At 59.2% G+C, this 24,936-nt stretch carries 16 protein-coding genes, 3 tRNA genes, 2 rRNA genes and 2 pseudogenes; 13 read left to right on the top strand and 10 right to left on the bottom strand.

The window, feature by feature from the left end:
• Positions 1–118: 118 nt before the first annotated feature.
• The 7 genes from CD58_RS24110 (at position 119) to CD58_RS24080 (ending at position 7,417) form a co-directional block, all read left to right on the top strand.
• A tRNA-Ile gene (locus CD58_RS24110) sits at positions 119–195 on the top strand.
• 10 nt (positions 196–205) lie between these two features.
• Positions 206–281: transfer RNA gene (locus tag CD58_RS24105), tRNA-Ala, on the top strand.
• A 246-nt stretch (positions 282–527) separates the two neighbouring features.
• Positions 528–3,419 (top strand): 23S ribosomal RNA (locus tag CD58_RS24100).
• 167 nt (positions 3,420–3,586) lie between these two features.
• Positions 3,587–3,702 (top strand): 5S ribosomal RNA (gene rrf / locus CD58_RS24095).
• Positions 3,703–3,851: 149 nt separating this feature from the next.
• Positions 3,852–4,511, top strand: a complete 660-nt coding sequence (locus tag CD58_RS24090; RefSeq protein WP_025215491.1) for a paraquat-inducible protein A — start codon at positions 3,852–3,854, stop codon at positions 4,509–4,511.
• The gene (locus CD58_RS24085) at positions 4,498–5,121 is read left to right on the top strand and encodes a paraquat-inducible protein A (RefSeq protein WP_025215490.1); all 624 of its coding nucleotides are present in this window, start codon (positions 4,498–4,500) and stop codon (positions 5,119–5,121) included. The genes CD58_RS24090 and CD58_RS24085 overlap by 14 nt, the downstream gene beginning before the upstream one ends.
• Positions 5,114–7,417: a PqiB family protein gene (locus tag CD58_RS24080; RefSeq protein ID WP_025215489.1), complete on the top strand. Its 2,304-nt coding sequence runs from the start codon at positions 5,114–5,116 to the stop codon at positions 7,415–7,417. Before CD58_RS24085 ends, CD58_RS24080 begins: the two co-directional genes overlap by 8 nt.
• A 206-nt stretch (positions 7,418–7,623) precedes the next feature.
• Here CD58_RS24080 and mksF read toward each other — a convergent pair whose 3' ends face one another.
• Genes mksF through mksB form a run of 3 tightly spaced genes read right to left on the bottom strand, consistent with a single transcriptional unit; the run spans position 7,624 to position 12,432 of the window.
• Complete coding sequence (gene mksF, locus CD58_RS24075; protein ID WP_025215488.1) at positions 7,624–10,464, bottom strand: Mks condensin complex protein MksF; 2,841 nt, start codon at positions 10,462–10,464, stop codon at positions 7,624–7,626.
• Positions 10,461–11,162: an Mks condensin complex protein MksE gene (gene mksE / locus CD58_RS24070; protein ID WP_025215487.1), complete on the bottom strand. Its 702-nt coding sequence runs from the start codon at positions 11,160–11,162 to the stop codon at positions 10,461–10,463. The genes mksF and mksE overlap by 4 nt, the downstream gene beginning before the upstream one ends.
• On the bottom strand, positions 11,152–12,432 hold the full coding sequence (gene mksB, locus CD58_RS24065) for an Mks condensin complex protein MksB (protein WP_025215486.1): 1,281 nt from the start codon (positions 12,430–12,432) through the stop codon (positions 11,152–11,154). The genes mksE and mksB overlap by 11 nt, the downstream gene beginning before the upstream one ends.
• A 181-nt stretch (positions 12,433–12,613) precedes the next feature.
• Between mksB and CD58_RS24060 the strand changes: the two genes are divergently transcribed.
• Positions 12,614–13,393, top strand: a complete 780-nt coding sequence (locus CD58_RS24060; protein ID WP_080712611.1) for an energy transducer TonB — start codon at positions 12,614–12,616, stop codon at positions 13,391–13,393.
• Positions 13,386–13,838 (top strand): ribosomal protein S18-alanine N-acetyltransferase, encoded by a 453-nt coding sequence (gene rimI, locus CD58_RS24055; RefSeq protein ID WP_003205585.1) that lies wholly within the window; start codon positions 13,386–13,388, stop codon positions 13,836–13,838. Before CD58_RS24060 ends, rimI begins: the two co-directional genes overlap by 8 nt.
• 138 nt (positions 13,839–13,976) lie before the next feature.
• Here rimI and CD58_RS24050 read toward each other — a convergent pair whose 3' ends face one another.
• Positions 13,977–14,381, bottom strand: a complete 405-nt coding sequence (locus CD58_RS24050) for a hypothetical protein (protein WP_025215484.1) — start codon at positions 14,379–14,381, stop codon at positions 13,977–13,979.
• A 132-nt stretch (positions 14,382–14,513) separates the two neighbouring features.
• On the opposite strand from CD58_RS24050, the gene can reads away from it, so the two are divergent.
• On the top strand, positions 14,514–15,158 hold the full coding sequence (can, locus tag CD58_RS24045; protein WP_025215483.1) for a carbonate dehydratase: 645 nt from the start codon (positions 14,514–14,516) through the stop codon (positions 15,156–15,158).
• Positions 15,159–15,183: 25 nt separating this feature from the next.
• On the opposite strand, the gene CD58_RS24040 is transcribed toward can, so the two are convergent.
• The 3 genes from CD58_RS24040 to CD58_RS24030 all read right to left on the bottom strand — a co-directional run bounded on the left by CD58_RS24040 (position 15,184) and on the right by CD58_RS24030 (position 18,568).
• Positions 15,184–15,696, bottom strand: coding sequence for a lysine methyltransferase (locus CD58_RS24040; RefSeq protein ID WP_038436946.1), 513 nt, complete (start codon positions 15,694–15,696; stop codon positions 15,184–15,186).
• 180 nt (positions 15,697–15,876) lie between these two features.
• Positions 15,877–17,037 carry a hypothetical protein gene (locus CD58_RS24035; RefSeq protein ID WP_025215482.1) on the bottom strand — a complete coding sequence of 387 codons (1,161 nt, stop codon included), beginning with the start codon at positions 17,035–17,037 and terminating at the stop codon, positions 15,877–15,879.
• A gap of 112 nt (positions 17,038–17,149) precedes the next feature.
• The gene (locus CD58_RS24030; RefSeq protein ID WP_025215481.1) at positions 17,150–18,568 is read right to left on the bottom strand and encodes a short-chain fatty acid transporter; all 1,419 of its coding nucleotides are present in this window, start codon (positions 18,566–18,568) and stop codon (positions 17,150–17,152) included.
• Positions 18,569–18,722: 154 nt separating this feature from the next.
• On the opposite strand from CD58_RS24030, the pseudogene CD58_RS32025 reads away from it, so the two are divergent.
• The 3 genes and pseudogenes from CD58_RS32025 to CD58_RS29565 all read left to right on the top strand — a co-directional run.
• Positions 18,723–19,559, top strand: a pseudogene (locus tag CD58_RS32025) (PAS domain-containing protein); the annotation flags it as partial.
• 108 nt (positions 19,560–19,667) lie between these two features.
• On the top strand, positions 19,668–20,099 hold the full coding sequence (locus tag CD58_RS32020; protein WP_419178849.1) for a methyl-accepting chemotaxis protein: 432 nt from the start codon (positions 19,668–19,670) through the stop codon (positions 20,097–20,099).
• Between the two features lie 34 nt (positions 20,100–20,133).
• Positions 20,134–20,367, top strand: a pseudogene (locus CD58_RS29565) (helix-turn-helix domain-containing protein).
• On the opposite strand, the gene ggt reads toward CD58_RS29565, so the two are convergent.
• The 3 genes from ggt to CD58_RS24005 form a co-directional block, all read right to left on the bottom strand.
• Entirely contained in the window at positions 20,349–22,190 is a 1,842-nt protein-coding gene (ggt, locus tag CD58_RS24015; RefSeq protein WP_025215478.1) for a gamma-glutamyltransferase, read from the bottom strand. The pseudogene CD58_RS29565 and the gene ggt overlap by 19 nt on opposite strands.
• A gap of 182 nt (positions 22,191–22,372) precedes the next feature.
• Positions 22,373–22,449 (bottom strand) — tRNA-Met (locus CD58_RS24010).
• Between the two features lie 103 nt (positions 22,450–22,552).
• Positions 22,553–24,610 (bottom strand): methyl-accepting chemotaxis protein, encoded by a 2,058-nt coding sequence (locus CD58_RS24005; protein ID WP_025215477.1) that lies wholly within the window; start codon positions 24,608–24,610, stop codon positions 22,553–22,555.
• Positions 24,611–24,936: the final 326 nt, after the last annotated feature.

The raw sequence follows: 24,936 nt of genomic DNA, 5'->3' as shown, positions 1-24,936 counted from the left end.
CGACCGCAGCTGCTTCATGAGCTCCCACACGAATTGCTTGATTCATTGAAGAAGACGATAGAAGCAGCTTTAAGCTCCAAGCTGATAGCTCATAGCTAACAGTTACAAGCTCGAAATTGGGTCTGTAGCTCAGTTGGTTAGAGCGCACCCCTGATAAGGGTGAGGTCGGCAGTTCGAATCTGCCCAGACCCACCAATTTTGTTATGGGGCCATAGCTCAGCTGGGAGAGCGCCTGCCTTGCACGCAGGAGGTCAGCGGTTCGATCCCGCTTGGCTCCACCATAAACTGCTTCTGAAAGCTTAGAAATGAGCATTCCATCAAGGTGATGGTGAATGTTGATTTCTAGTCTTTTGATTAGATCGTTCTTTAAAAATTTGGGTATGTGATAGAAAGATAGACTGGACGTTACTTTCACTGGTAACGGCTCAGGCTAAGGTAAAATTTGTGAGTTGCTCTTAAGTGAGCAAGTGTACGAATTTTCGGCGAATGTCGTCTTCACAGTATAACCAGATTGCTTGGGGTTATATGGTCAAGTGAAGAAGCGCATACGGTGGATGCCTTGGCAGTCAGAGGCGATGAAAGACGTGGTAGCCTGCGAAAAGCTTCGGGGAGTCGGCAAACAGACTTTGATCCGGAGATGTCTGAATGGGGGAACCCAGCCATCATAAGATGGTTATCTTGTACTGAATACATAGGTGCAAGAGGCGAACCAGGGGAACTGAAACATCTAAGTACCCTGAGGAAAAGAAATCAACCGAGATTCCCTTAGTAGTGGCGAGCGAACGGGGACTAGCCCTTAAGCTTCTTTGATTTTAGCGGAACGCTCTGGAAAGTGCGGCCATAGTGGGTGATAGCCCTGTACGCGAAAGGATCTTAGAAGTGAAATCGAGTAGGACGGAGCACGAGAAACTTTGTCTGAATATGGGGGGACCATCCTCCAAGGCTAAATACTACTGACTGACCGATAGTGAACTAGTACCGTGAGGGAAAGGCGAAAAGAACCCCGGAGAGGGGAGTGAAATAGATCCTGAAACCGTATGCGTACAAGCAGTGGGAGCCCACTTTGTTGGGTGACTGCGTACCTTTTGTATAATGGGTCAGCGACTTATTTTCAGTGGCGAGCTTAACCGAATAGGGGAGGCGTAGCGAAAGCGAGTCTTAATAGGGCGTCTAGTCGCTGGGAATAGACCCGAAACCGGGCGATCTATCCATGGGCAGGTTGAAGGTTGGGTAACACTAACTGGAGGACCGAACCGACTACCGTTGAAAAGTTAGCGGATGACCTGTGGATCGGAGTGAAAGGCTAATCAAGCTCGGAGATAGCTGGTTCTCCTCGAAAGCTATTTAGGTAGCGCCTCATGTATCACTGTAGGGGGTAGAGCACTGTTTCGGCTAGGGGGTCATCCCGACTTACCAAACCGATGCAAACTCCGAATACCTACAAGTGCCGAGCATGGGAGACACACGGCGGGTGCTAACGTCCGTCGTGAAAAGGGAAACAACCCAGACCGTCAGCTAAGGTCCCAAAGTTATGGTTAAGTGGGAAACGATGTGGGAAGGCTTAGACAGCTAGGAGGTTGGCTTAGAAGCAGCCACCCTTTAAAGAAAGCGTAATAGCTCACTAGTCGAGTCGGCCTGCGCGGAAGATGTAACGGGGCTCAAACCATACACCGAAGCTACGGGTATCACTTAGGTGATGCGGTAGAGGAGCGTTCTGTAAGCCTGTGAAGGTGAGTTGAGAAGCTTGCTGGAGGTATCAGAAGTGCGAATGCTGACATGAGTAACGACAATGGGTGTGAAAAACACCCACGCCGAAAGACCAAGGTTTCCTGCGCAACGTTAATCGACGCAGGGTTAGTCGGTCCCTAAGGCGAGGCTGAAAAGCGTAGTCGATGGAAAACAGGTTAATATTCCTGTACTTCTGGTTATTGCGATGGAGGGACGGAGAAGGCTAGGCCAGCTTGGCGTTGGTTGTCCAAGTTTAAGGTGGTAGGCTGGAATCTTAGGTAAATCCGGGATTCTAAGGCCGAGAGCTGATGACGAGTTACCCTTTGGGTGACGAAGTGGTTGATGCCATGCTTCCAAGAAAAGCTTCTAAGCTTCAGGTAACCAGGAACCGTACCCCAAACCGACACAGGTGGTTGGGTAGAGAATACCAAGGCGCTTGAGAGAACTCGGGTGAAGGAACTAGGCAAAATGGCACCGTAACTTCGGGAGAAGGTGCGCCGGTGAGGGTGAAGCATTTACTGCGTAAGCCCATGCCGGTCGAAGATACCAGGCCGCTGCGACTGTTTATTAAAAACACAGCACTCTGCAAACACGAAAGTGGACGTATAGGGTGTGACGCCTGCCCGGTGCCGGAAGGTTAATTGATGGGGTTAGCTAACGCGAAGCTCTTGATCGAAGCCCCGGTAAACGGCGGCCGTAACTATAACGGTCCTAAGGTAGCGAAATTCCTTGTCGGGTAAGTTCCGACCTGCACGAATGGCGTAACGATGGCGGCGCTGTCTCCACCCGAGACTCAGTGAAATTGAAATCGCTGTGAAGATGCAGTGTATCCGCGGCTAGACGGAAAGACCCCGTGAACCTTTACTATAGCTTTGCACTGGACTTTGAATTTGCTTGTGTAGGATAGGTGGGAGGCTTTGAAGCGTGGACGCCAGTCCGCGTGGAGCCAACCTTGAAATACCACCCTGGCAACTTTGAGGTTCTAACTCAGGTCCGTTATCCGGATCGAGGACAGTGTATGGTGGGTAGTTTGACTGGGGCGGTCTCCTCCTAAAGAGTAACGGAGGAGTACGAAGGTGCGCTCAGACCGGTCGGAAATCGGTCGTAGAGTATAAAGGCAAAAGCGCGCTTGACTGCGAGACAGACACGTCGAGCAGGTACGAAAGTAGGTCTTAGTGATCCGGTGGTTCTGTATGGAAGGGCCATCGCTCAACGGATAAAAGGTACTCCGGGGATAACAGGCTGATACCGCCCAAGAGTTCATATCGACGGCGGTGTTTGGCACCTCGATGTCGGCTCATCACATCCTGGGGCTGAAGCCGGTCCCAAGGGTATGGCTGTTCGCCATTTAAAGTGGTACGCGAGCTGGGTTTAGAACGTCGTGAGACAGTTCGGTCCCTATCTGCCGTGGACGTTTGAGATTTGAGAGGGGCTGCTCCTAGTACGAGAGGACCGGAGTGGACGAACCTCTGGTGTTCCGGTTGTCACGCCAGTGGCATTGCCGGGTAGCTATGTTCGGGAAAGATAACCGCTGAAAGCATCTAAGCGGGAAACTTGCCTCAAGATGAGATCTCACTGGGACCTTGAGTCCCCTGAAGGGCCGTCGAAGACTACGACGTTGATAGGCAGGGTGTGTAAGCGCTGTGAGGCGTTGAGCTAACCTGTACTAATTGCCCGTGAGGCTTGACCATATAACACCCAAGCAATTTGAGTCGGCTCTTTAATACGGAGCATCAGATTGCGGTGTGTGAAGACGACACGAACCGAAAGTTCGACGCTGCTCACAAAGCAACACACAAACTATCGCATACCCATTCGCTGGAACGTGACCGTAAGGCACGCGCTGGCTACCGAATTTCTTGACGACCATAGAGCATTGGAACCACCTGATCCCATCCCGAACTCAGCAGTGAAACGATGCATCGCCGATGGTAGTGTGGGGTTTCCCCATGTGAGAGTAGGTCATCGTCAAGATTAAATTCCGAAACCCCTATCTGCTGACGCAGGTAGGGGTTTTGTTTTGCCCGCACTAAAAGCATGTCGAACGCTCGTGATAAATTTGCACAGTTATTTTCGAGCCGGAGCACTAGAATAGCCCCAACTTAGCTGAGCCAGAGCTCTTTATGCCTGATCCGTCAGACACTCATCGGTTGTCAGATCTACCTCTGAACGATCTGGTGGCATGCCATGAGTGCGACCTGTTGATGCGCAAGCCCCAACTTGCCCATGGCGAAAAAGCTGAATGCCCCCGTTGCGGCTATGAGCTCTATGCCCACCGGCACAACGTGGTCGAGCGCAGTCTTGCCTTGGTCATCGCCGCTCTGCTGTTATATGTGCCGGCAAACTTTTTACCCATCATGCAACTCAATCTGCTCGGGCAGTCCTCCCAGGACACCGTCTGGAGTGGCGTGGTAGGGCTGTTCGACAGTGGCATGCAAGGCGTATCGGCAGTGGTGTTTCTATGCAGCATGGGTATTCCACTGCTCAAGCTGCTTTGTCAGCTGGCGGTGTTGCTGACCATTCGCTGGAACATCGGCCGTAGTTACGGGTTATTGCTGTATCGCATTTATCACCATTTACGAGACTGGGGGATGCTCGAGGTCTACCTCATGGGTGTCCTGGTAGCCATCGTCAAGTTGGCAGACATGGCGGCCATTACCGTAGGCCTTGGCCTGGTGTGCTTCATCAGTTTGTTGCTGGTTCAAGTCTGGCTGGAGGTGGTCATGTCGCCGCACCAGATCTGGCAAGCGTTATCAGGAGAGGATGCCCATGCGGGCGATTGATGCAGGCATTCTGATCTGTACCGAATGCCATGAGTTGAACCGGCAGGATGCTGACGCCGATAAACAAACTTGTACCCGTTGCGGCGCACTGATCCATCCCCGTCGTCCGAACAGCTTGATGCGGACTTGGGCGTTGTTGATCACTGCGGCGATTCTCTACATTCCGGCCAACATGTTGCCGATCATGACCGTCAGCTCGCTGGGCCAGGGCGCTCCGAGTACCATCATGTCCGGGGTTATCGAGTTGGTACAACACGGCATGATCCCTATTGCCGCCGTGGTGTTCATCGCCAGTATTGTTGTTCCCACTTTCAAACTGGTGGGCATTGCCTTGTTACTGTTTTCCGTGCAGCGGCATCAGCCCATGTCTGCCCGGCAACGCATCCTCATGTACCGCTTCATCGAGTTCATCGGCCGCTGGTCGATGTTGGATATTTTCGTGATCGCCATTTTGGTGGCCGTGGTGAATTTCGGACGGCTTGCCAGTGTCGAAGCCGGTCTCGGCGCGATTGCATTTGCCAGCGTAGTGATTTTGACAATGATTGCCGCAGTAACCTTCGATCCCCGACTGATTTGGGATAACACGGAGTCGGATGACGACCATGACTGATTTGCCTACCGCTAAAACCCGACCGGCTTCGAACTGGTCAGCCATCTGGGTCCTGCCGCTCATTGCCTTGATCATCGGGGGTTGGCTCGGTTGGCGGGCCTATACCGCAACCGGAATCGAGATCACTGTGCGTTTTGAGAGCGGGGAAGGCATTCAGGTCAACAAGACTGAAGTCGTCTATAAAGGCATGCCGGTCGGCAAAGTGAAGGCCCTCACGCTTGATGACGAAGGCAGCTCAAAAGGCGTGTTGGTAACCATTGAGATGAACAAGGAGGTCGAGCAGTACCTCAAAACCGGAACGCGTTTTTGGCTGGTCAAGCCGAGTGTGAGCCTGGCCGGGATTACCGGCCTGGAAACACTGGTATCGGGTAACTACGTGGCGATCAACCCAGGCGAAGGGGAGTCGACCCGTAAATTCAAAGCCCTGGCCGAAGAGCCGCCGCTGTCGGACGCCAAGCCGGGTTTGCACCTGACCCTCAAGGCCGACCGGCTGGGCTCGCTCAACCGCGGTAGTCCGGTGTTCTATAAACAGATTCAGGTTGGCCAAGTGAAGAGTTACTTGCTGTCCGAAGACCAGAGCAAGGTCGAGGTCAAAGTCTTCATCGAGCCGACCTATGCCAGCCTGGTACGCAAGCACACGCGTTTCTGGAACGCCAGCGGCATCAGCATTGATGCCAACCTGTCGGGCGTCAAAGTGCGCAGCGAGTCCTTGTCCAGTATCGTGGCCGGTGGCATTGCGTTCGCCACGCCGGAGAGCCGCAAAGACAGTCCTCCAACGGATCCGAGCCTGCCGTTTCGTCTCTACGAAGACTTTGACGCGGCTGCCGCGGGTATCCGGGTGAAAGTCAAACTCAGTGACTTCGAAGGGTTGCAGGCTGGTCGTACGCCGGTGATGTACAAAGGCATCCAGGTCGGCAGCCTGAAGAACCTCAAGGTCGACCCGGACCTGTCCAGTGCTACGGCTGAACTGACCCTGGACCCGTTGGCTGAAGATTACCTGGTGACCGGCACGCAGTTCTGGGTCGTCAAGCCATCGATCTCCCTGGCGGGTATCACCGGCCTGGAAGCGCTGGTCAAGGGTAATTACATTGCCATACGGCCGGGCGATAAGGGCGGTGCGCCGCAGCGGGAATTCGAAGCCAGGGCGAAGGCGCCACCGTTGGACTTGCGTTCGCCGGGGCTTCACTTGGTCTTGCTGACCGAAAACCTCGGATCGCTGGAGGTCGGCAGTCCGATTCTCTACAAACAGGTCAAGGTCGGCTCGGTGCAGAGCTATCAGTTTTCTCGCAAGAAAAAGCAGTTGATCATTGGTGTGCACATCGAGAAGGAATACGAAGGGCTGGTCAACGGTTCGACACGCTTCTGGAACGCCAGTGGCATTACCCTCACCGGCGGTTTGACAGGCGGGATCCAGGTCAAGAGTGAATCCTTGCAAAGTCTTATGGCCGGTGGCATTTCCTTCGAGACTCCGGAACCCAATGTGCCGTTGAAAAGACGCGTCCCTCGGTTCCGCTTGTTTGAAGACCGCGAAGCCGCGCAACAGAAGGGCGCCGTGGTGACGATCAAAGTCGATCGAGCCGACGGTCTGCGCAGCGGTACGCCGATCCGCTTCAAAGGGCTGGATGTGGGCAAGATCGAGGATGTGGATCTCAGCGGCGATCTGCAATCGGTACTGCTCACGGCGCGGATTACCGAAGTGCCGGAGCGCATTGCCCGGGTCGGTTCGCAGTTTTGGGTGGTCAAGCCGGAGCTGGGGTTGATCAAGACCTCCAACCTGGAGACGCTGGTGACCGGCCAGTACATCGAAGTGCAACCTTCGGCGAAAAACCTCGGGCCGCAGAAAAGCTTCGTGGCCCTGGCCAACCCTCCGGAAAGCGCTGTGCCCGAAGCAGGTTTGAGCCTGGTGTTGAGCGCGGCCCGACGTGGGTCGTTGAAGACCGGCGTGCCGGTGACCTATCGCGAGATTACCGTGGGCAAGGTCACCGGTTATGAGCTGGGCCAGACGGCGGACCGCGTGCTGATCCATGTCCTGATCGAGCCTAAATACGCACCATTGGTGCGCAGCGGCACGCGATTCTGGAATACCAGCGGCTTTGGTCTGGACTTTGGTTTGTTCAAAGGGGCGACGGTGCGGACCGAGTCTTTGGAAACGCTGATCCAGGGGGGCATTGCTTTCGCGACGCCGGATGGGGAAAAAATGGGCAGCCCGGCGCGACCGGAGCAGACCTTCCCGCTGTTCGATAAATTCGAAGATGAATGGCTGACCTGGGCGCCGAAGATCAGTCTCGGCAAGTAACAACACCGGCGTTGTCTGTGTTGACGCCATCGCGAGCAAGCTCGCTCCCACAGGGATGCAGGATCGTTCATCCAGAAGCATTCCAATGTGGGAGCGAGCTTGCTCGCGATGAGGCCTTCCGTTGCACTGAAGACTCAAAACTGGCGCAATAAAAAAAGGCCGCGATCCATTTGGATCGCGGCCTTTTTCATGCCCGGATATTCACATCACACCGGATCCAGTTCCGGCTCATCGGCTTGTACATTCACTGTGGCTTTCACCGCATCGTGACGACGGATGTATTTCCAGTCCGCTTCGTCGATGTAGATACCGTTCGGCCCGCTGCCGCCTTCCAGGTCGATGGCGACACTGGCGCAGACTTGTGGTTTCACACTGGCCAGGATCGGCACGAAGCCCAATTGCAGGCTGGTCTCCAGCAGTGCGGCCTGGTTTTTCTCGTCGATGTCCGCCGCTTCGTCGAGGTAGTACGGTAGACGCACGCGACCGGCCTGTTCGCGGTCCATCAGGTGCAGCAACAAGTACATGTTGGTCAGCGCCTTGATGGTCATGGTGGTGCCGTTGGACGCTGCTCCGTCGATGTCGGTGTGGATCACTGGCTGGCCGTTGACCTTGGTGATCTCGAACGCGAGTTCGAACAGGTCCTTGAGGCCGAGCTGGTTGTGGTTTGCCGCCACCAGCCGTGCCAGGTACTCCTTGGCTTCTTCGTTCTTGTTGTCCTGCTCGGCGCTCTGGCTGAGATCGAACACCGACAGCGTCTCGCCTTCTTCGTACTGGCCGGCGCTGTGGATGATCTGGTCGATGTGCTTGAGTGCTTCCTTGTTCGGCGCCAGGACGATGCGGAAGCTCTGCAGGTTGGACACCTGGCGCTTGTTGATCTCGCGGTTGAACAGCGCCAGTTGATGCTCGAGGCTGTCGTAGTCGCTGCGGATGTTGCGCAGGGTCCGGGCGATGTCGGTCACCGCTGCACGGCGTGCCTTGCCCAGGGTCAAGGCTTCGTCGGTGCGGTGGGCATAGGCGTTGATCAGCAACTGCAGGCGCCGCTCCATGTCGTCTTCGCTGTCGAACTTGGCCACGCCCTTGAGGCGCACCTGGGCATACAGCGCTTCGATCTGGCCGTCGACCCGCAACAGGCCTTGCCAACTGTCCTGATAGTCGTTGAGCAGTGGAAGCAGGTTGTCCATGGAATCGTCGACCGGGTCCATGAACGGTGTGCCGAACGGCAGGTCCGCCGGCAGCAATTGGCGACGGCGCAGGGCGTCGTCGAGGGTGCGTTGCTTGGCTTCCATGTCGGCAATCTGCCGGCCCACCAATTGCAACTTGGCGGACAACTGCTGGACGCGCTCGGTGAAGGCATCGCTGGAGCGTTTGAGCTCGTCCTGGGCGGCTTCCATCTGCGCCAGTTGTTCGAGCTTCTCGCCTTCTTCGGCACTCAACGTCTGGGTACGACGGAAGTCTTCCAAGGCTTTTTGCGCATCCAGGACCTGCTGGTACAGCGCTTCGGTCTGGGTCTTGCTCGCCGCACGGTCGGCCGCCACGGCTTGTTGGGTCTTGAGCTGCTTGAGTTCTTTTTCCAGGCGCTCTTTCTGGTCCCGCAGCGCGGCACGGTCGGCCAGGGCTTGCAGGGCTGGCGGCTCGATGTGGGACAGGTCGATGGACAGGCCCGGCACTTCGAAACGCTCACCCTTGAAGCCGTCGAGGATCAGCTCCATGGATTTGACCCACTCGCCGTTCTCGTCCAGCGCGATGCCGTGTTCGCCCAGCGGTAGGCTGAACAAGGCACTGTTGAACAGGCGCATCAAGCGTTCGACGTCCTGCTGCGAGAACTCTTCCCGCAGGCGGGCGTAGCTGTTGTTGTCGGCGTGATCGAGTTGTTGCTTGACCGACTTCAGGCGTTTTTCCAGATCCCGCAGACGCTCTTCCAGGTCTTCGGCGCTGAATTGCCGGGACTGGGCCAGGGCACCGGCCAGTTCGTCGTGGGCGTCCTTGGCGGCGAGCAGTTGTTGCTCCAGGACCTTGACGTCATCCACCAGGGCGAAGCGGTTCTTGAGCACCGACAGCTCGCCGATCCAGCGCTGGATGCCGCTGATTTCCCGTTCCAGGCGCATCAGTTCCTGAGTGCCGCCGCGCTGGTCGTTCTGCAACGAATCCTGTTCGTTACGGTAGTGTTCGGCCTGGATGGTCAGCTCTTCCTTGCGCGCACTGGCGTAGTCCGACCAGGTGCCCAGCAACGAGTCGAGCAGTGGCGAGAGACGATGCAGTTTGCCGCGCAGGATATCGCGCTGCTTCACGCCATTGGCCAGGGCTTCTACCAGCGGGCCGGCCGCCACCAGGGAGTTGTAGTCCTGCTCCATGCGTCGTACGTCGCGGAAGGCTTCTTCGCACGCGGCAATGTAGTCCACGCTACCGGAGCGCAGGCTGTGCTCGAACGCATCGAGGAACAATTGTTTAAGCTTGGCCGCGGTGATTTCACGCATGTGCAGCAGGTTGATGAACAGCGCGCGGAAGGTCTTGAGGCTTTGCTCGCTGGTGGAACGCAGCGGGATCAGCGTCAGGTCCAATGGGATCGAGGTGTGCCCACCCACCAGCAGGCGTCGCAGTTCATCCGGCTTGAGTTCGTAGGCCTTGAGGCCTTCGCGCTCCAGGTTGGTGAACAGCTCTTTCTGACGCAGGCAGGTGTCATCTTTCTGATAATGAGCCAAGTCCAGTTTGCCGGCGTAGGCAAAGAACTGGTGCCCAAAACCGCCGCCAGGGCCGCGACCGACCACGCCGATGACGTGCGGGCCGTGGGGCAGGGCGACTTCCACCAGGATGTAGCTGGTATCCGAGGCAAAGTAGAAACGCCGGGATTGCTCCAGGCTGTACTTGCCGAAGCTCATGTCCGACATGCGCGCCAGGATCGGGAACTGCAAGGCGTTGATCGAGGCGGATTTACCGAGGTTGTTCGCGCCGTACACCGACAGCGGTTCTTCCAGCGGGAACAGGCCGAGGCTGTAGCCGGCGGTGTTCAAAAGGGCAAAGCGGCGGATGCCGTAGCGTTCCTTGCTCATGCATCGGTCTCCTGTTCTTCGGCAATGGCGCGGGCCAGTGCGTCTTCTTCGCTTTCACCTTCGAATTCGCTGAGGTCCAGTGGATCATCGGTTTGCAGCAGTTTCTCGTCGCTGTCTTCGTCGATCAGTACCGGCACCGGCAACGGCAGCACGCTGTGCAAGCTGGCGGCCAGGTCGCGGTCTTGCTGGACCGACAGGCAGACGTCGAGGAAGCGGTGCATTGGCGGCAGGAAGCGGTAGACGCCGTTCTCTTCGCCGGCAAAGCCCAGTTGGGTCATGCGACGCATGATTTTTTCTTCCAGCTCTTCCTGGGTCTGCACTTCGGCCTGGATGAACAGGTCGCGGTACTTTTCCAGCAACGAAGGCAATTCATCGCGGCCCAGGCTGCCACCGTCGAGCACGGCGATGGGATCGCGGCCCTGGTCGGCCAAATGCTCGACGAGGATGAAGGTGAACAATGCCAGGCGCTGGGCGGTCTTGTTCACGGCCGCGGCGGCCAGGTCCGGCACGAAGTAGTAGAAACCACGGGTGTCGCACACCAGTTCGAAGCCCAGGGCCTTGAACAGCGTGCGGTACTGGTCCTGGAAGTTCGACAGTTGCGCGTACAGCTCCGGGTCGCGGCGGCTGACATGGTAGCCCTTGAACAGCTCGCGAAAGATCGGCGCCAGCTGGGACAGTTCGGATAGATCAAGATGCATGGGGAATGCTCGCAGAATCCTCGGCGGCGGTATCGCGGGCCGAGAGCAGGGCGAAGGAGCGCAGGCTGACCTGATGCTCGTGAGTGTGATAGTCGCGGCGTTCCAGACGCTCGCGCTTGAAGCGTTTTTCCCGCGACAGGCGCGAGAACCAGTACAGCAATTCGTCGGTGGCGCCGTCCGGCTCCTGCTCCAGCAGCCAGGTCATCAGGTCCGGCATCGGCAGTGCGTCTTCGCAACGCTCGACCATCTCGCGCACGGTGCGTGGTGCACGCGGCGCCTCGCCGCCCCTGTGAGTCTTGTGGGACTTGGGGAAACGCGCCGGTTTCGGTTCGAAGCGGGCCAGGGCGTACACATAGGCTTCGACCTGGCTGGCACTGCCCAGGAAGGTGCTTTGCGGCCGGGTGAACAGCGGCATGGCGGCCTGCGGCACGGCGTCGATGCCCTTGCGGCGAATGGCGGCCAGAGCCAGGGCGGCGCCACGGGTCACGGCGTTGTGGCGGCGGGCCTCTTCGCGCAGCGGCAGGAGCAGTTCACGGGCATGGCGCAGGGTCAATTGGGCGCTGGTCTGCATTTCAAGGATGCGCGCGTGGGTGCGCAGCAGCATGTCGTCGTCCACCAGGTGGCCGAGGCGCTGCTGTTCGGTGAGCATGCGCAACAGCACGTTCTCGACCTTGCGCACGCCTTGTTCGAACGCGCCGTCGGCGTTCACCAGTTGGATCATCGGTTCGACGTACTCGTCCCAGGTCGCCAGCACTTCGGCGTAGCGTTGACGCAGCGGGATCTGTCGGTCGCTGGTCTTGGCCCGTTCGGCCACGGCCACCAGGGCCTGTTCGTCGTTGGCGAGTTTCTTGAGGACGTCCCGCACACGCATGTCCAGCAGGCGCAGCTGGCGGGCCAGGTCGTTGCCGTCGCGAATGTCGAAGGCGTCCTGGATGTAGCCGGCCAGGCGCTCGAGGTGGCGCAGGTAGGCTTCGATCTCCAGGCACAGGCCCAGGCGGTGTTCGCGGCGCAGGTAGGCGAGGAAGTCGTGGATTTGGGCGTTGAGCTCGAAGCGGTTCGGGCTTTTGGCCACCGGCACGAGAATGTCCAGGCGGATCCACACGTCCAGCAGGCTGGTGATGTCCTGGGGCGTGCTGTCCAGTTGTTGGGCGGCCAGCTGTGAACGCAATTCGTTGAGGCTCAGGGTGCCCTGGTCGAAGTGCTCGCACAAAGGTTCCAGCAATGCCCAGTGTTCAGCGAGGGCGCGCAAGACGCGCTTGGGTTCGATCATCGCAATGGCCGTCGGGTTGGCAGTTAAAAGCGGCGATTGTACTGCATCGGGCCGCTTGCGATTCACCCCTGAGACGGACTGTCGTTTTGTATCGATCAACTATTGGTTCAACAGGGAAGCGATCTGCGTCGAAGGGCGGTAGAATCCCTCCCACTTTCAGTTATCCACAAGTGGCCGACCCTTGCTTATCGAGTCCCGTCGCCGCGCCTATCTGACCGCCATGCAGGTGGTCAGCTGGCTGCCGCGCACCGAATTGCCGTTCGCCGCCCCGTCGCGGCCCGAGCTGCTGGAAACGCCCGAGCCCGAGTACATCGCGCCGGCCGTGACGACGCCTGTGGCCAAGACGGTCGCGGAGCCGCCAGCGCCAGCTCCCGAGCGGCCAAAAATCGAAGTGCCGCGCCCGAGCCTGGCCTCGACTCGCACCAATGCCAAGCCGGTGGAGGAGGAGGTCGAGGCGCCGCCCAAGGCTCCCTACGTCGCCCCGCCGCGTTTCGCCCTGCAACTGCTGCGGGCCGGGCGTTGCCTGCTGTTGGTGGAGTTGCCCACGGGCGAGCCGTTCCAAAGCCGCGATCCGGCCTACTTGCTGCTCAAGGACATGTTGCGCGCCGCCGGTCTGCCGGACAGCCCGCAAATCATCGGCGAGCCAGTGCGTTGGCCGTTGTTGTCACGCGGCACCATGGACCAGGGCCCCGAGGCGGCACGGGATTTCGTCCAGGGGTTTGTTTCGGCGCGGCTCGAAGACGAACCCTGTGTGTGTCTGTGGCTGATCGGCCTGCCGGCGGTGAAGTTTGCCGGCGAGGCGGATACCGAAGCGTTCAATCGCGAACTGCAGGTCGAAGGCCTGTGCTCGGCCTGGGCGTTGCCCGGGTTGGAACTGTTAATGGAAACGCCACAGCACAAGGCTGATGCCTGGCAAGCCATGCGCCGGCTGATGGCGCGCTGGAAAGAATCGAATGAGTGACGCTGTATCGTTCCGCCCGATGACCGAGGCGGACCTCGACGCTGTACTGAAAATCGAATACGCGGCCTACAGCCACCCCTGGACCCGGGGAATCTTTCTCGACGGCCTGGGCAAATACCAGATCTGGCTGATGTTCGAAGGCCAGCAGCAAGTGGGCCACGGCGTGGTGCAAATCATCCTGGATGAGGCGCACCTGCTCAACATCACCGTCAAACCGGAAAACCAGGGGCGTGGCCTGGGGTTGCGCCTGTTGGAGCACCTGATGTCCATCGCCTACAAGGCCGAGGCCCGCGAGTGCTTCCTGGAAGTGCGCGACAGCAACCGCACGGCGTTCCGGTTGTATGAGCGCTATGGCTTCAATGAAATTGGCCGGCGCCGGGATTACTACCCGGCGGTGGGCGGGCGTGAGGATGCGGTGGTCATGGCCTGCACGTTGGTGGATTGACCTGCCCCATTGAGGTTGGCGGCAACACCGTCATCGCGAGCAAGCTCGCTCCCACATGGTTTTGTGTTTGATCACAAACTTGATGTACACCATCAGGCCCCTGTGGGAGCGAGCTTGCTCGCGATAGCGGTTGCCGGGTCAAGGCTTGCCATCCAGCGGATCGATATCCGCCATTTCCGCCTCGTCCAACCCGTCGCCTCCGCCAATATCGTTTTCATCCACCACGCTCAGGTCCCAATCCGCCCGCTCGTCGGCTCCGGTTTCGTGGGCGTCCCGGGCGCCGTCTTCGCGAATGAGTGTTTCCGGGCTCATGTCGTCGTCGGTCGGTTGGTGATCGTCCGTCGAAGCCCCCGTCAGGCCGGCTTCACGAACGCGCTCACGCGGCATCAGTTGCTCGCGCTCGTTGTCCGGCAGTTCATCGCCGATTTTCGCGCTGGGTTCTTCTTCGTCGAACTCCAGTTCATGCATCGAGCCCATACGGTCTTCGTTGTCGTCGATGGGTTCCGGTTGCACCGCATCGAAAGGACGTCGTGAATCATTCATGGTAATTCCTCATACTGTGGGCCTTACTGGGTGGACCCGCAGCCGTGCCGAGAATTCCAACGGCATCATCGAAGTGACCTCGACAGGCGGTCGACTGTCAAAGTTGCGCACTATTCTCGAGGGCTAGACAGCATGAACGAATTACAAGATCTGATTGATAACAACGCGCGCTGGGCCGATGCGATCAAGCAGGAGGATCCTGACTTCTTCGCCAAGCTGGCTAATCAGCAAACCCCAGAGTACCTGTGGATTGGCTGTTCCGATGCGCGAGTGCCGGCCAACGAGATCGTCGGCATGCTGCCGGGTGATCTGTTCGTGCACCGCAACGTGGCCAACGTGGTACTGCACACCGACCTCAACTGCCTGTCGGTGATCCAGTACGCCGTTGACGTACTCAAGGTCAAACACATCCTGGTCACCGGCCACTACGGCTGTGGCGGCGTGCGTGCCTCGATGCAGGACCGGCAACTGGGCCTGATCGACGGCTGGCTGCGCTCGATTCGCGACCTGTATTACGAGAACCGCGAAGTGTTGGCAAAACTGCCCACCGAGGAAGAGCGCGTAGACCGTCTGTGCGAACTCAACGTGATCCAGCAAGTGGCCAACGTCGGTCATACCAGCATCGTGCAGAACGCCTGGCACCGTGGGCAGAAGCTGTCGATTCATGGCTGCATCTACGGCATCAAGGACGGTCGCTGGAAAAGCCTGGACACCACGATCAGCGGTTTCGAGCAATTGCCACCGCAATACCGGTTACGTCCGGTCAGCGCGCCCTGAGTTCGCTTCGTCACTCGTGGTGACATTAATGACGCCAGCGCTGTAGAAATTTCATCCCTTGCTCGTTGGGCGGTTCGTCATAGCCGGTAATCCAGCCGTGACAATTGGACGAACCGCACCGACAGGCAAACTGCCGATACAATTTCTGCTCCGTGCTGGCGTAATCCATCGTCAGGCAATCACCCGCATGGATGTGGGTCAGTGCCCACAGCCATAGTTCGTTCATGTCGAGGAAGACATTCGGATTGCACGAATGCAGCAGCAACCCGGCGAAACGCGGGTCGTACATATGAACGTCCGGCAAGATCTGCAACGTATGCAAGCGCCGTCGACTCACTAGAAGCCCTGAAACCCTGCACATCCTCTCCATGGGCGCGAACTGCTTGCGGGCGACGATTCCGTTGCCGCGCCCATCGGTTGTCCTGAGCACTTCGAAATCGCGAACCGACGGGTAGCCCAAGCGGGTGCTGAGCACTTTCTCCGGATAAATGCCATCCCGGGTCCGGGCATTGGCTTTGTCTGCAAGAAATGTGGTCATGACGGTCCCTGTCGGTGATGGGTACCTCGACTTCCTGGCACTGGCGATCCTGCCAGCGGTCGCTGAAACCCGGATAGCTTCGCCCATGTCGGGAGGTCCATCTACTGTCGACTCTGACAGGAGCCAAAGGCGCTTTCCCGCGTCAGTCAAGGCTTACGCGGGCCAGCGCCTCGAGGTTTTTTATACCGCTTCGGCGGGCAACGGCATCGGCACTTTCAATTGCGGCAGCTGCGACTTGATCGCTGGCGTCTCGCATGTCTTGGTCGCTTCCTCCGGCGTCAACTTGCGAACCGAGGTGTAGAACAACTCGCAAGTCTTTTCCTTTTGCGTGACCTGCCAGGTCTGCGTGCATTGGTTCAGCAGCGTGGTTGGATCGGTGCCTGGCTTGCTGCCCATCCCAGCTTGCCAGCACGCAGCGCTGAGGTCCTGTCCCATGACCTTCAAGCCAGCGGCATCCGCCTTGGCTTCGTCACCGTCGTAGTTTTCCTTATCAGCGGCGTACCAGATATAACTCGGGTGGTTGGAGCCCAGCACTGGCACCTTGACCCCTACCGTCGGCGTGATGGTCGCCAGGCCGAGCACGCCCACCGTCTGGCCGTACTGGGTCTTGATCCAGTTCCGCACGGGCGCGCCGAAGGCCACCATCGGCAGCGCGGCCCCGCTGGCGGTCTGGCTGACTTGCTTGACCATGGTGGTCTGATAATCGTTGAAGTAGCCGTAGAGCCCCTCCAGCGTCTGGCCAGCATTGGACGGCGCGGCGATGGGCGCGATGTCGATGATGGTCTGGTAGGCCGGCGTCTGGTCAGCGGCAATGCCGTTGACGGTCAGCAGCGTGGCCCAGCGATCGGTGGTGGCCGATTCCAGGTAGTCCTGGGCCTGGGTCAGCGAGTAATCCGGCGGGAAGTGCAGTAACTCGACACTCTTGCGGTTTTCCAGGGCCATGCCCAGAGGCAGGAACAGGTACCAGTTGTAGGACCATTTTTTGTCGCTGTTGAGTTTGCTGGCGCCGTTGTACGCCAGGTCCCCGGCGTTGAGCAGTGCGGTCAGTGGTTGGCCATAGCTCTTCGGCACGCCGCTGATGTGGGCATAGACGATACCTTTGTTGTTTTTGACGCGGACCTTGGCCGCGCTGTAGCCGTCGCGCTGCACACTTTGGGTCAGGTAATGTTCGACGGTCTGTTCCAGGGTCCAGTCGCGAAAGCAAATGACGTTGCAGTTGTTGGGATAGGCGAAGAGGCGGGTGACGCGTTCGGTGTTGCCCAGCTGTACGTCGATGTCGGCGGCTTGGGCGGTGGCACTGAAGGCCAGGGCGGCTAGAGAAAATACGGCAAGTTTGGACATGCTCAGATCCTTTTCAGCGTGTGGGCCCCTCGAAACAGGGTGTTGCCATACTGAAACAGTCCGAGCCGAAGAAAAAGTGGGCCGACGGATATATCGGCCCTTTTTTATGGCTTTATGGCATCACTGGCGGCAAATAAGTCAATGTCTTCCCCAGCGCCCACAGCAATGCCAGCACCAGTGGCGTATGCACCAGCAACTGTACGAAGGAGAAACCGATCAGGTCCCTGGCCTTCAGCCCCAGGACGCCGAGCAACGGCAGCATGTAGAACGGATTGATGAGGTTCGGCAGCGCTTCGGCGGCGTTATAGATCTGTACCGCCCAGCCCAGGTGATAGTTAAGGTCGTTGGCGACCTGCATGACGTAGGGCGCTTCAATAATCCACTTGCCCCCGCCGGAGGGAATGAAGAAGCCCAGTACCGCCGAATAAACGCCCATCAACAGGGCGTAGGTGTCATGGGACGCAATCTGTACGAAAAAGGTCGAGATGTGGTGGGCCAGTGTCTGGGCGTCGCTGCCCTTGACCGTGGTCAGCAACGCAGCGATCGAGCCGTACAGCGGGAACTGGATCAAGACGCCCGTAGTGGTCGGCACCGCACGGGCCACGGCATCCAGAAAACTGCGCGGCCGCCAGTGCAGCAACGCACCGAGCATCAGGAACAGGAAGTTGTAGGTATTGAGCCCGGAGATGGCGCTGATTGCCGGTTTGGTCGAGAACTCGTGGAACAGCCAGCCGGCGGCCAGCAGCACCAGGGCGATGGTCAGCAGCGGGCTGTGTTCCAGCCATTCCCCGGGACGGGTACGTGGCTGCAGTGCCGGCATGCTGAAACTGGGATCGATCCCGCAGGCGGCGGCATCCCGGGCGCTGTTAGGCCCAGGTGCAGTGGCGTAGGCGATGATCAATGAGATGACGATCAGCGCCAGCAACATCACTCCGGACTGCCAGAGAAAAATGGTTTGGGTGAAAGGAATGACGCCGGTGATCGACAGGATCGATGGCGGCAGGCTGGCCGGGTTGGCCTGCAATTGCGCGGCCGACGAAGACAACCCCAGGGCCCACACCGCACCCAGGCCAAGGTAAGCCGCGGCACCGGCGGCGCGATAATCCATCTTCAGGTCGGTGCGACGGGCGAGGGCCCGTACCAGCAAACCGCCAAACACCAGCGACAGGCCCCAGTTGAGCAACGACGCGACCATGGAGATCAGCGCCACCCAGGCCACTGCTGAGCGGCCGTTCTTCGGGATACGCGCCAGACGATCAATCAGCTTGACGGCCGGCGGTGAACTGGCGACCACGTAACCGCCGATCACCACGAAGGCCATTTGCATGGTGAACGGGATCAGGCTCCAGAAACCATCGCCGAACGCCATGGCCGCTGCCGTGGGCGTGGCGCCGATCAATTGCGTCGCCAGCGCCACCACCAGCACCGCCAGCGCGGCAAACACCCAGGAGTCGGGGAACCAGCGCTCGGCAAAACTGGAGCAGCGCAAGGCAAATCGGGCGGAACGGCTGTCTTCGATGTCGGTGGTCACGGCAATTACCTCGTTTTTATGGTTATGGGTATGCGTAGCGGCAAGGCTTCAAGCGTCAACAGTAGAGCAATCCAGTGACCATGGGAGGCTTATCAGGGTTCGAACGCGCCCGTGATTATTTTCCAGGCCGACGCGTGGGCTCTTCAGAAAAAAAATGCCGTGCCGATGGCAAAGAAACAAGCCACTTGTCTCTCCTGCCTGCCGGAGCATGCCCATGTTCAACAATCGCTTGAAGCAGGAGCTGTCGGCTCTTCGCCAAGAACTGTCCAGTCTCATGCAAGTAAAAGAAAGCCTGGACCGCGAAATGCTGGCACTCACGCTGGATGCCGATGGACGTGTGCAAACGGTCAATCAGAATTTTCTCGACGAAATGCACTACAAGAGCCAGGACCTGATTGGCCGATCTGTCGAGGATCTTGTTCCGGCTTACCTGAAATCCAACGAGTTCCAGCTTCGCTTCAAGTCGGCGCTGACCCGTGGTGAGCATTTCTCCGGCGCCGTGCGCCTGGTGCGAGGCAATGGCCAGGAAGCCTGGCTGCGGTCGATCCTGCAGCCAGTACGGGCTGCGGACGGGCGAATCCGCTACTTTTCAATGTATTCCAACGACCTGACCCGCACCATCGAGGGCTCTCGCGAGCACGAAAACCTCATCGGGGCGTTGGTGCGTTCGACGGCGGTGATCGAATTCGACCTGGGCGGCCACGTATTGACGGCCAATGATCGCTTCCTCAATGCCATGGGTTACAGCCTGGCGCAGATCAAGGGCAAACATCACCGCACGTTTTGCGAGCCCGAAGAGTACAACAGCGTGGCCTATCAGCAGTTTTGGCAGCGCCTGAACAGCGGCGAGTTCGTGGCCGGACGCTTCAAGCGTATCGACAGCAACGGTCGCGAGGTCTGGCTGGAGGCATCCTACAACCCGGTGGTCGATGCCAACGAGCGACTGTATAAAGTGGTGAAGTTCGCCACGAACATCACTGACCAGGTCAACCAGGAAAAAGCCGTCGCCGAGGCGGCCAACATTGCCTACAGCACCTCATTGCAAACCGACAGTTGCGCCCAGCGCGGGACCACTGTGGTGACTCAGGCGGTGGAGGTGATGCACGACCTGGCCCGGCACATGCAGACCGCCGGCGAAGGGATCGAGGCACTGAATGAGCAATCCCAGGTCATCGGCACCATCGTCAAGACCATCAGCGGCATCGCCGAACAGACCAACCTGCTGGCACTCAACGCGGCTATTGAGGCGGCCCGGGCCGGAGAGCAGGGCCGCGGCTTCGCGGTGGTGGCCGATGAAGTGCGGCAACTGGCATCGCGTACCAGCCAGGCGACCGATGAAATCGTCGGCGTGGTCCGCCAGAACCAGGACATGGCTCGTAACGCCGTGGCGCTGATGACCGACGGCCAGCACCAGGCCGAACAGGGCCTGGCCCTGGCAGCCGAAGCGGGGACGGTGATCGTCGAGATCCAGGACGGGGCGAAGAAAGTGGTCGATGCGGTGAGTCAGTTTGCCAATCAGTTATCAACCTAAGCTCAGTTAATTATTGTTTTTTACATATTAATTCATGCCTATCGTGATCCAACTTGATGTAATGCCGGCGACGCGCAAGGTCAAATCCAAGGACCTTGCCGCCGCCATAGGTATTACTGAAGCCAACCTTTCCTTGCTCAAGTAAGGAAAGGTCAAGGGCATACGCCTGGCGACCCTCGAAGCCATTTGCAGTTATCTGCAATGTCAGCCCGGCGATCTGCTGGTCTATCAGCCCCAGGGCGAGGTTGATCAATCCCCCAGCGCTTGACCCTCGCGCCGTGGATCCGCCCCGCCAGCCAGTGAGGTTTTCCCTTGGGCATCGCGCATCCGGACAATCGCCTGGGTGCCGCTGGTCATATCAACTTCGCTCACCGCATGGCCTTTGTCTTTCAGCGCCTGGATCAGCGCCGGGCTGAACTGGCCCTGTTCCAGTTCGGTGGGGCCGTTGCGGCTGCCGAAGTTGGGAAGATTGATGGCGGTTTGCGGGTCCAGGTCCCAATCCAGCAGGCCAATCACTGACTTGGCGACGTATTCGATGATCTGAGAGCCGCCGGGGGAGCCAACAGCAGCCACCAGTTCACCCCGGCGATCGAAGATCAGCGTCGGTGCCATGGAGGAGCGCGGGCGTTTGCCGGGTTCGACGCGGTTGGCGACTTTTTGCCCATTCTCTTCGGGAATGAACGAGAAGTCGGTCATCTGGTTGTTGAGCATGAAGCCCTGGACCATCAAGTGTGAGCCGAACGCCGACTCCACCGTCGTGGTCATGGACACGGCGCCACCCTGGTCGTCCACGGCCACCACTTGCGAGGTGGAAATACGCAGGGGAGAACGGTCTGGGGCGTAAGCCACCTGGATGCCCGGTGGTGTGCCGGGCTTGGCGACGCCCATGCTACGAGGGCCGATCAGGCTGGCGCGGCTGGCCAGATACCCTGAGTCGACCAGGCCTTTGAGCGGTACGGCTACAAAATTGGGGTCGGCAATGTATTGGGCGCGGTCGGCGTAGGCCAGCCGCTCGGCTTCGGCGATCAGGTGCACCGCTTCGGGGGCGGGTTCAATACCGGCGGGCTTCGCGGTCTTGACGGGTTTCAAGGGCGCGAGGGCTGCGTGGCTATCGCGCTGTTCCAGGGCCTGCAATGTCCCGAGGATTTGCGCCACGGCAACCCCGCCCGAAGACGGTGGTGGCATGCCGCAGACTTGCCAGCGCTTGTAGTCGGTGCACAGCGGTGCGCGTTCCCGCGCGGTGTAGCCCTGGAGGTCGTTCAGCGAAAGGCTACCGGGGTTGGCGTGGCCTTGCACCTTGGCGACGATCTCCTCGGCAACCGGCCCTTTGTACAAGGCGTCGGGACCTTCGTTGGCGATGCGTTTGAGCACGCCGGCCAATGCTGGATTTTTCAACACGGTGCCAACCGCCTTCGGGCTCCCGTCGGCATTGAGAAAGTAAGCCGCCATGTCTGGCGAGCCCGGCAAGGACGGGTCGGCGGCGATCAGCGAGTGCAGTCTGGGCGAGATCGCGAAGCCTTGTTCCGACAGCGCGATGGCTGGCTCGAACAGCGTCGCCCATTTGAGGCGGCCATGTTTGCGATGGGCCAGTTCCAGCCCGCGCAGCACCCCCGGGGTTCCCACGGAACGACCACCGATCTGCGCGGCCGTAAAGGACATAGGTTTGCCGTCAGCTTGCAGGAAAAGTCTTTCGGTAGCGCCAGCCGGTGCCGTTTCGCGCCCGTCATAAGTGCTCACGGCTTTGCCGTCCCACAACACAATAAATGCACCACCGCCGATGCCGGAGGATTGCGGCTCCACCAGGGTCAGCACGGCCTGCATCGCAATGGCTGCGTCGATGGCCGAGCCTCCGCGCCGCAACATCTCCCGCCCGGCCTCGGCCGCCAGCGGGTTGGCCGCTGCCGCCATGTGTTTGTCGGCGTAGCGGGTCTGCAGATCGGTACGGAAACCGGAGACGACCTCCGGTGGGGCGGGCAATGCCGGTGTCGTGGAGGAGGAGGGTGGGGCCTTACAGGCAGCGAGTGTTAGAGCGACAGCCAGTAGCGAAACGGCTGACAGGCAATGAAGGTTCGGTTTCAGATTTGCAAGCATGTGTCGCTCCATCCGTGGCCTGGGGTATGGAGAACGACTGTAGCGATGCGAGGCGCCGGGCGCAAATCAACACGAGCCAGGGCAAAGCCCGGTGGTCAGGCTGGTCGGGTCCTAAAGGGCAGGAGTCCTTTTCTCGAGGCATAAAAAAACGGCTTATCTTTCGATAAGCCGTTTTTAGTACTTGGTGGCTACACAGGGACTTGAACCCCGGACCCCAGCATTATGAATGCTATGCTCTAACCAACTGAGCTATGTAGCCAAGTGGCGCGCATTATTCGCCGCTAGCGAAGATGTGTCAAGCGTAAATCTGAAATATTTCTCTGCGCTTTCAACCGCTTATCCATCCTCGCTGCAAATGCCCTTCAACCGAGTTGAAATCTCCCCGTATTGGCACTCAAGGCCTGGCTTCCCTTGCTCAGGGTATCCGCCGCCAGGTTCACGGCCCGTGCGCCATCAAGCAAGCGCATGGCCGCCTGATCGACCTGCTGGATATTGCCGCTGACCTCATCGGCTGTACTGGCTTGTTCATCCACTGCGGTAGCGATCTGCGCCAGGGTATCGGTGACGCTTTGCACCGCGCTGGCGATTTCTCCCAGGCGTTCACCAAGGCCAGTGACGGCTTGCGCGTCGATCTGAGCCTGGCCGCAGGCGGCTTCCATCAGGCTGACCGCTTCATTGACCGTGGCGCGCAGGCTGTCGACGGTGCCGGCAATCTGCTGGGTGGAGGACTGGGTGCGTTGCGACAGGCTGCGTACTTCATCGGCCACTACCGCGAAACCACGCCCCTGTTCCCCGGCGCGAGCAGCTTCGATGGCGGCGTTGAGGGCCAGTAGGTTGGTCTGCTCGGCCACGCCACGGATGGTGTCGACCACCAGTTGGATTTGCTGCCCCTGTTCGCTGACCCGGCCCAGTGCGGCGGCGGTCTCGTTGAGACGCTGGTTGAGCTGCTGGATGCTCGCCGTGGTGCGCTGGCTATCGCGGCTGCTGTCGGCGGCGATGCGCCGGGTTTGCTGGGCGCTGTCGGATGCCTGTTCGCAGCTTCTTGCCACACCTTGAGACGTAGCGGCCAGTTGCGTTGCGGCGGCCGCGATCTGGCTGATCTGCATCTGCTGCGCTTCGACCTCGCCCAGGGCGCCATTGGAATGCGTATTGAGGGTGCGCACGGCATTGCTCAGTTGCAACGTTTCGTGGTCCACCCCCAGCAGGCTGTTGCGCAACTGCACCACGGCGACATTGAGGGCGGTACTGATGGCCGCCAGCTCGTCACGCCCATGAACCGGCACTTGCAAGCTCAGGTTCCCGTCCCGCAAGGCCTCGGCCAGCAGAGTGATGCCGCTGGCGCTGCGGCGGATGGACGCTTGCAGGCAGATAAAGAGGTACAGCGCGGCCAATACCAGGCAGCCGAGCACCGTCGCCACCAGCGTGAACTGGCGGATCGCCGAGCCGTGGTAGTGGTCCAGTCGTGTATCCAAGGCCACCAGGGATTGTTGGCGCAGCGTGGCCAGGTTGCTCAGGAGGGCATCGAGGTGGGTTTCGAAATCTTGCGGCTTGAGATTGATGGAGCCGCCGAACACGCCGTCATCCAGCACTTTAAGGCCGGCATCCAGATGATCGAGGCTGTCTTGGAATTGCCCGGCCCAGGTTTGCAGTTCATTGGGCAGACGCGTTTTCAGCAGGGCGCCGGTCTTGACCAGTTGATCCCGGGCATCACCAATACGGCTGCGCAGGTCTCGCAATTGCAGGCGGCTCTGCAGGGTGAACTGACCCGACACTACGGAGGCCTGGCCGACACTGGCCAGGCGGCCAACCCGTTCGATCAGGTCCGGCGTCTGCTGGGTGGATATCTGGGTCAGCAGGTAGGTTTCCAGCCAGGAAGCGAGGGTCAGGCGATTGTCCATGACGATCTGTTCGCGCAAGGCTTGCAGCGCGCTCAGGGCGGCGGTGAAACGGTCATAACCGTCTGGCCACCAGCCCACGGCGCCCAGGCTTTTTGAGTCCAGGCCATTGAGGCTGGTCTGCAGGGTTTGATAGCGGGCGAGGGTATCGGCTTCGGCACCTTCGGTTTGCAAGGTGGCGCCCAGGTCATTGGCGGCCTGGTTGAGGGCCGGTTGCACGGCATCGAAAGCCGCCATCGCCGACAGCGTCGCGGGCGTTGGCTGGCGATTGGTTTCCGTGGCGCGCCAACGGGCCGCACGGTTGCGCTGGGCGGTGAGCAGGTTGTCCAGGTTATCCAGGGCCAGCAACTGGCGCACGCCAGCGCGTTCCCCGGAAATCAGGCTGAGCTTGTCGCGATAGTCCTGGCCAATGAGCCATAGGCTGCCCATGAGCGGCAGGATGAAAAGCAGGAATAACAACTGGAATTTACGGGCGAAGCCGAAACGTCCCAGCAATCCGATTCCCGGTGATAGAAAAGCCTGCATGCCCATACTCCCCTGAACACCCTCGCACTAATATTGTGCGTTTCGACACAGTGCCGAAACAGGTGCCCTTTTAAAAGGCCTCGAAAGTTTGTCCTGGCCGGCTCTGTAGGCCAGCTGTGTAGCGAAACTTCCCATTCTCGGTCCCCTTTGTAAGGGGCCGCGTTCTAGACGACAAACAAGGCAAGATTCAGACCATGGCTTTGCGCTATCACCTTGTTGGGCGACAATTTTTTAAGGTCGATAGCAAGCTAAGGGGATAGCCTTGCTGCACCGAAAAATGGCACATTGATGAACCTGCCCGTGTGCACCCATCTGCTGTATGGAAA

The organism is Pseudomonas brassicacearum (genome assembly GCF_000585995.1).
Lineage (GTDB): Bacteria > Pseudomonadota > Gammaproteobacteria > Pseudomonadales > Pseudomonadaceae > Aquipseudomonas > Aquipseudomonas brassicacearum_A.
Note: the sequence above shows the minus strand (reverse complement) of the source record. Positions and strands in the feature narration are given on the sequence as shown.

What these genes read in the sequence shown, in the direction of transcription:
- CD58_RS24035 (WP_025215482.1), bottom strand. Translation starts at nt 17,037, where the DNA reads ATGTCCAAACTTGCCGTATTTTCTCTAGCCGCCCTGGCCTTCAGTGCC.
- mksB (WP_025215486.1), bottom strand. Translation starts at nt 12,432, where the DNA reads ATGATCGAACCCAAGCGCGTCTTGCGCGCCCTCGCTGAACACTGGGCA.
- rimI (WP_003205585.1), top strand. Translation starts at nt 13,386, where the DNA reads ATGAGTGACGCTGTATCGTTCCGCCCGATGACCGAGGCGGACCTCGAC.
- CD58_RS24090 (WP_025215491.1), top strand. Translation starts at nt 3,852, where the DNA reads ATGCCTGATCCGTCAGACACTCATCGGTTGTCAGATCTACCTCTGAAC.
- mksE (WP_025215487.1), bottom strand. Translation starts at nt 11,162, where the DNA reads ATGCATCTTGATCTATCCGAACTGTCCCAGCTGGCGCCGATCTTTCGC.
- CD58_RS24085 (WP_025215490.1), top strand. Translation starts at nt 4,498, where the DNA reads ATGCGGGCGATTGATGCAGGCATTCTGATCTGTACCGAATGCCATGAG.
- CD58_RS24040 (WP_038436946.1), bottom strand. Translation starts at nt 15,696, where the DNA reads ATGACCACATTTCTTGCAGACAAAGCCAATGCCCGGACCCGGGATGGC.
- CD58_RS32020 (WP_419178849.1), top strand. Translation starts at nt 19,668, where the DNA reads ATGCACGACCTGGCCCGGCACATGCAGACCGCCGGCGAAGGGATCGAG.
- CD58_RS24080 (WP_025215489.1), top strand. Translation starts at nt 5,114, where the DNA reads ATGACTGATTTGCCTACCGCTAAAACCCGACCGGCTTCGAACTGGTCA.
- ggt (WP_025215478.1), bottom strand. Translation starts at nt 22,190, where the DNA reads ATGCTTGCAAATCTGAAACCGAACCTTCATTGCCTGTCAGCCGTTTCG.
- can (WP_025215483.1), top strand. Translation starts at nt 14,514, where the DNA reads ATGAACGAATTACAAGATCTGATTGATAACAACGCGCGCTGGGCCGAT.
- mksF (WP_025215488.1), bottom strand. Translation starts at nt 10,464, where the DNA reads ATGAGCAAGGAACGCTACGGCATCCGCCGCTTTGCCCTTTTGAACACC.
- CD58_RS24050 (WP_025215484.1), bottom strand. Translation starts at nt 14,381, where the DNA reads ATGAATGATTCACGACGTCCTTTCGATGCGGTGCAACCGGAACCCATC.
- CD58_RS24005 (WP_025215477.1), bottom strand. Translation starts at nt 24,610, where the DNA reads ATGCAGGCTTTTCTATCACCGGGAATCGGATTGCTGGGACGTTTCGGC.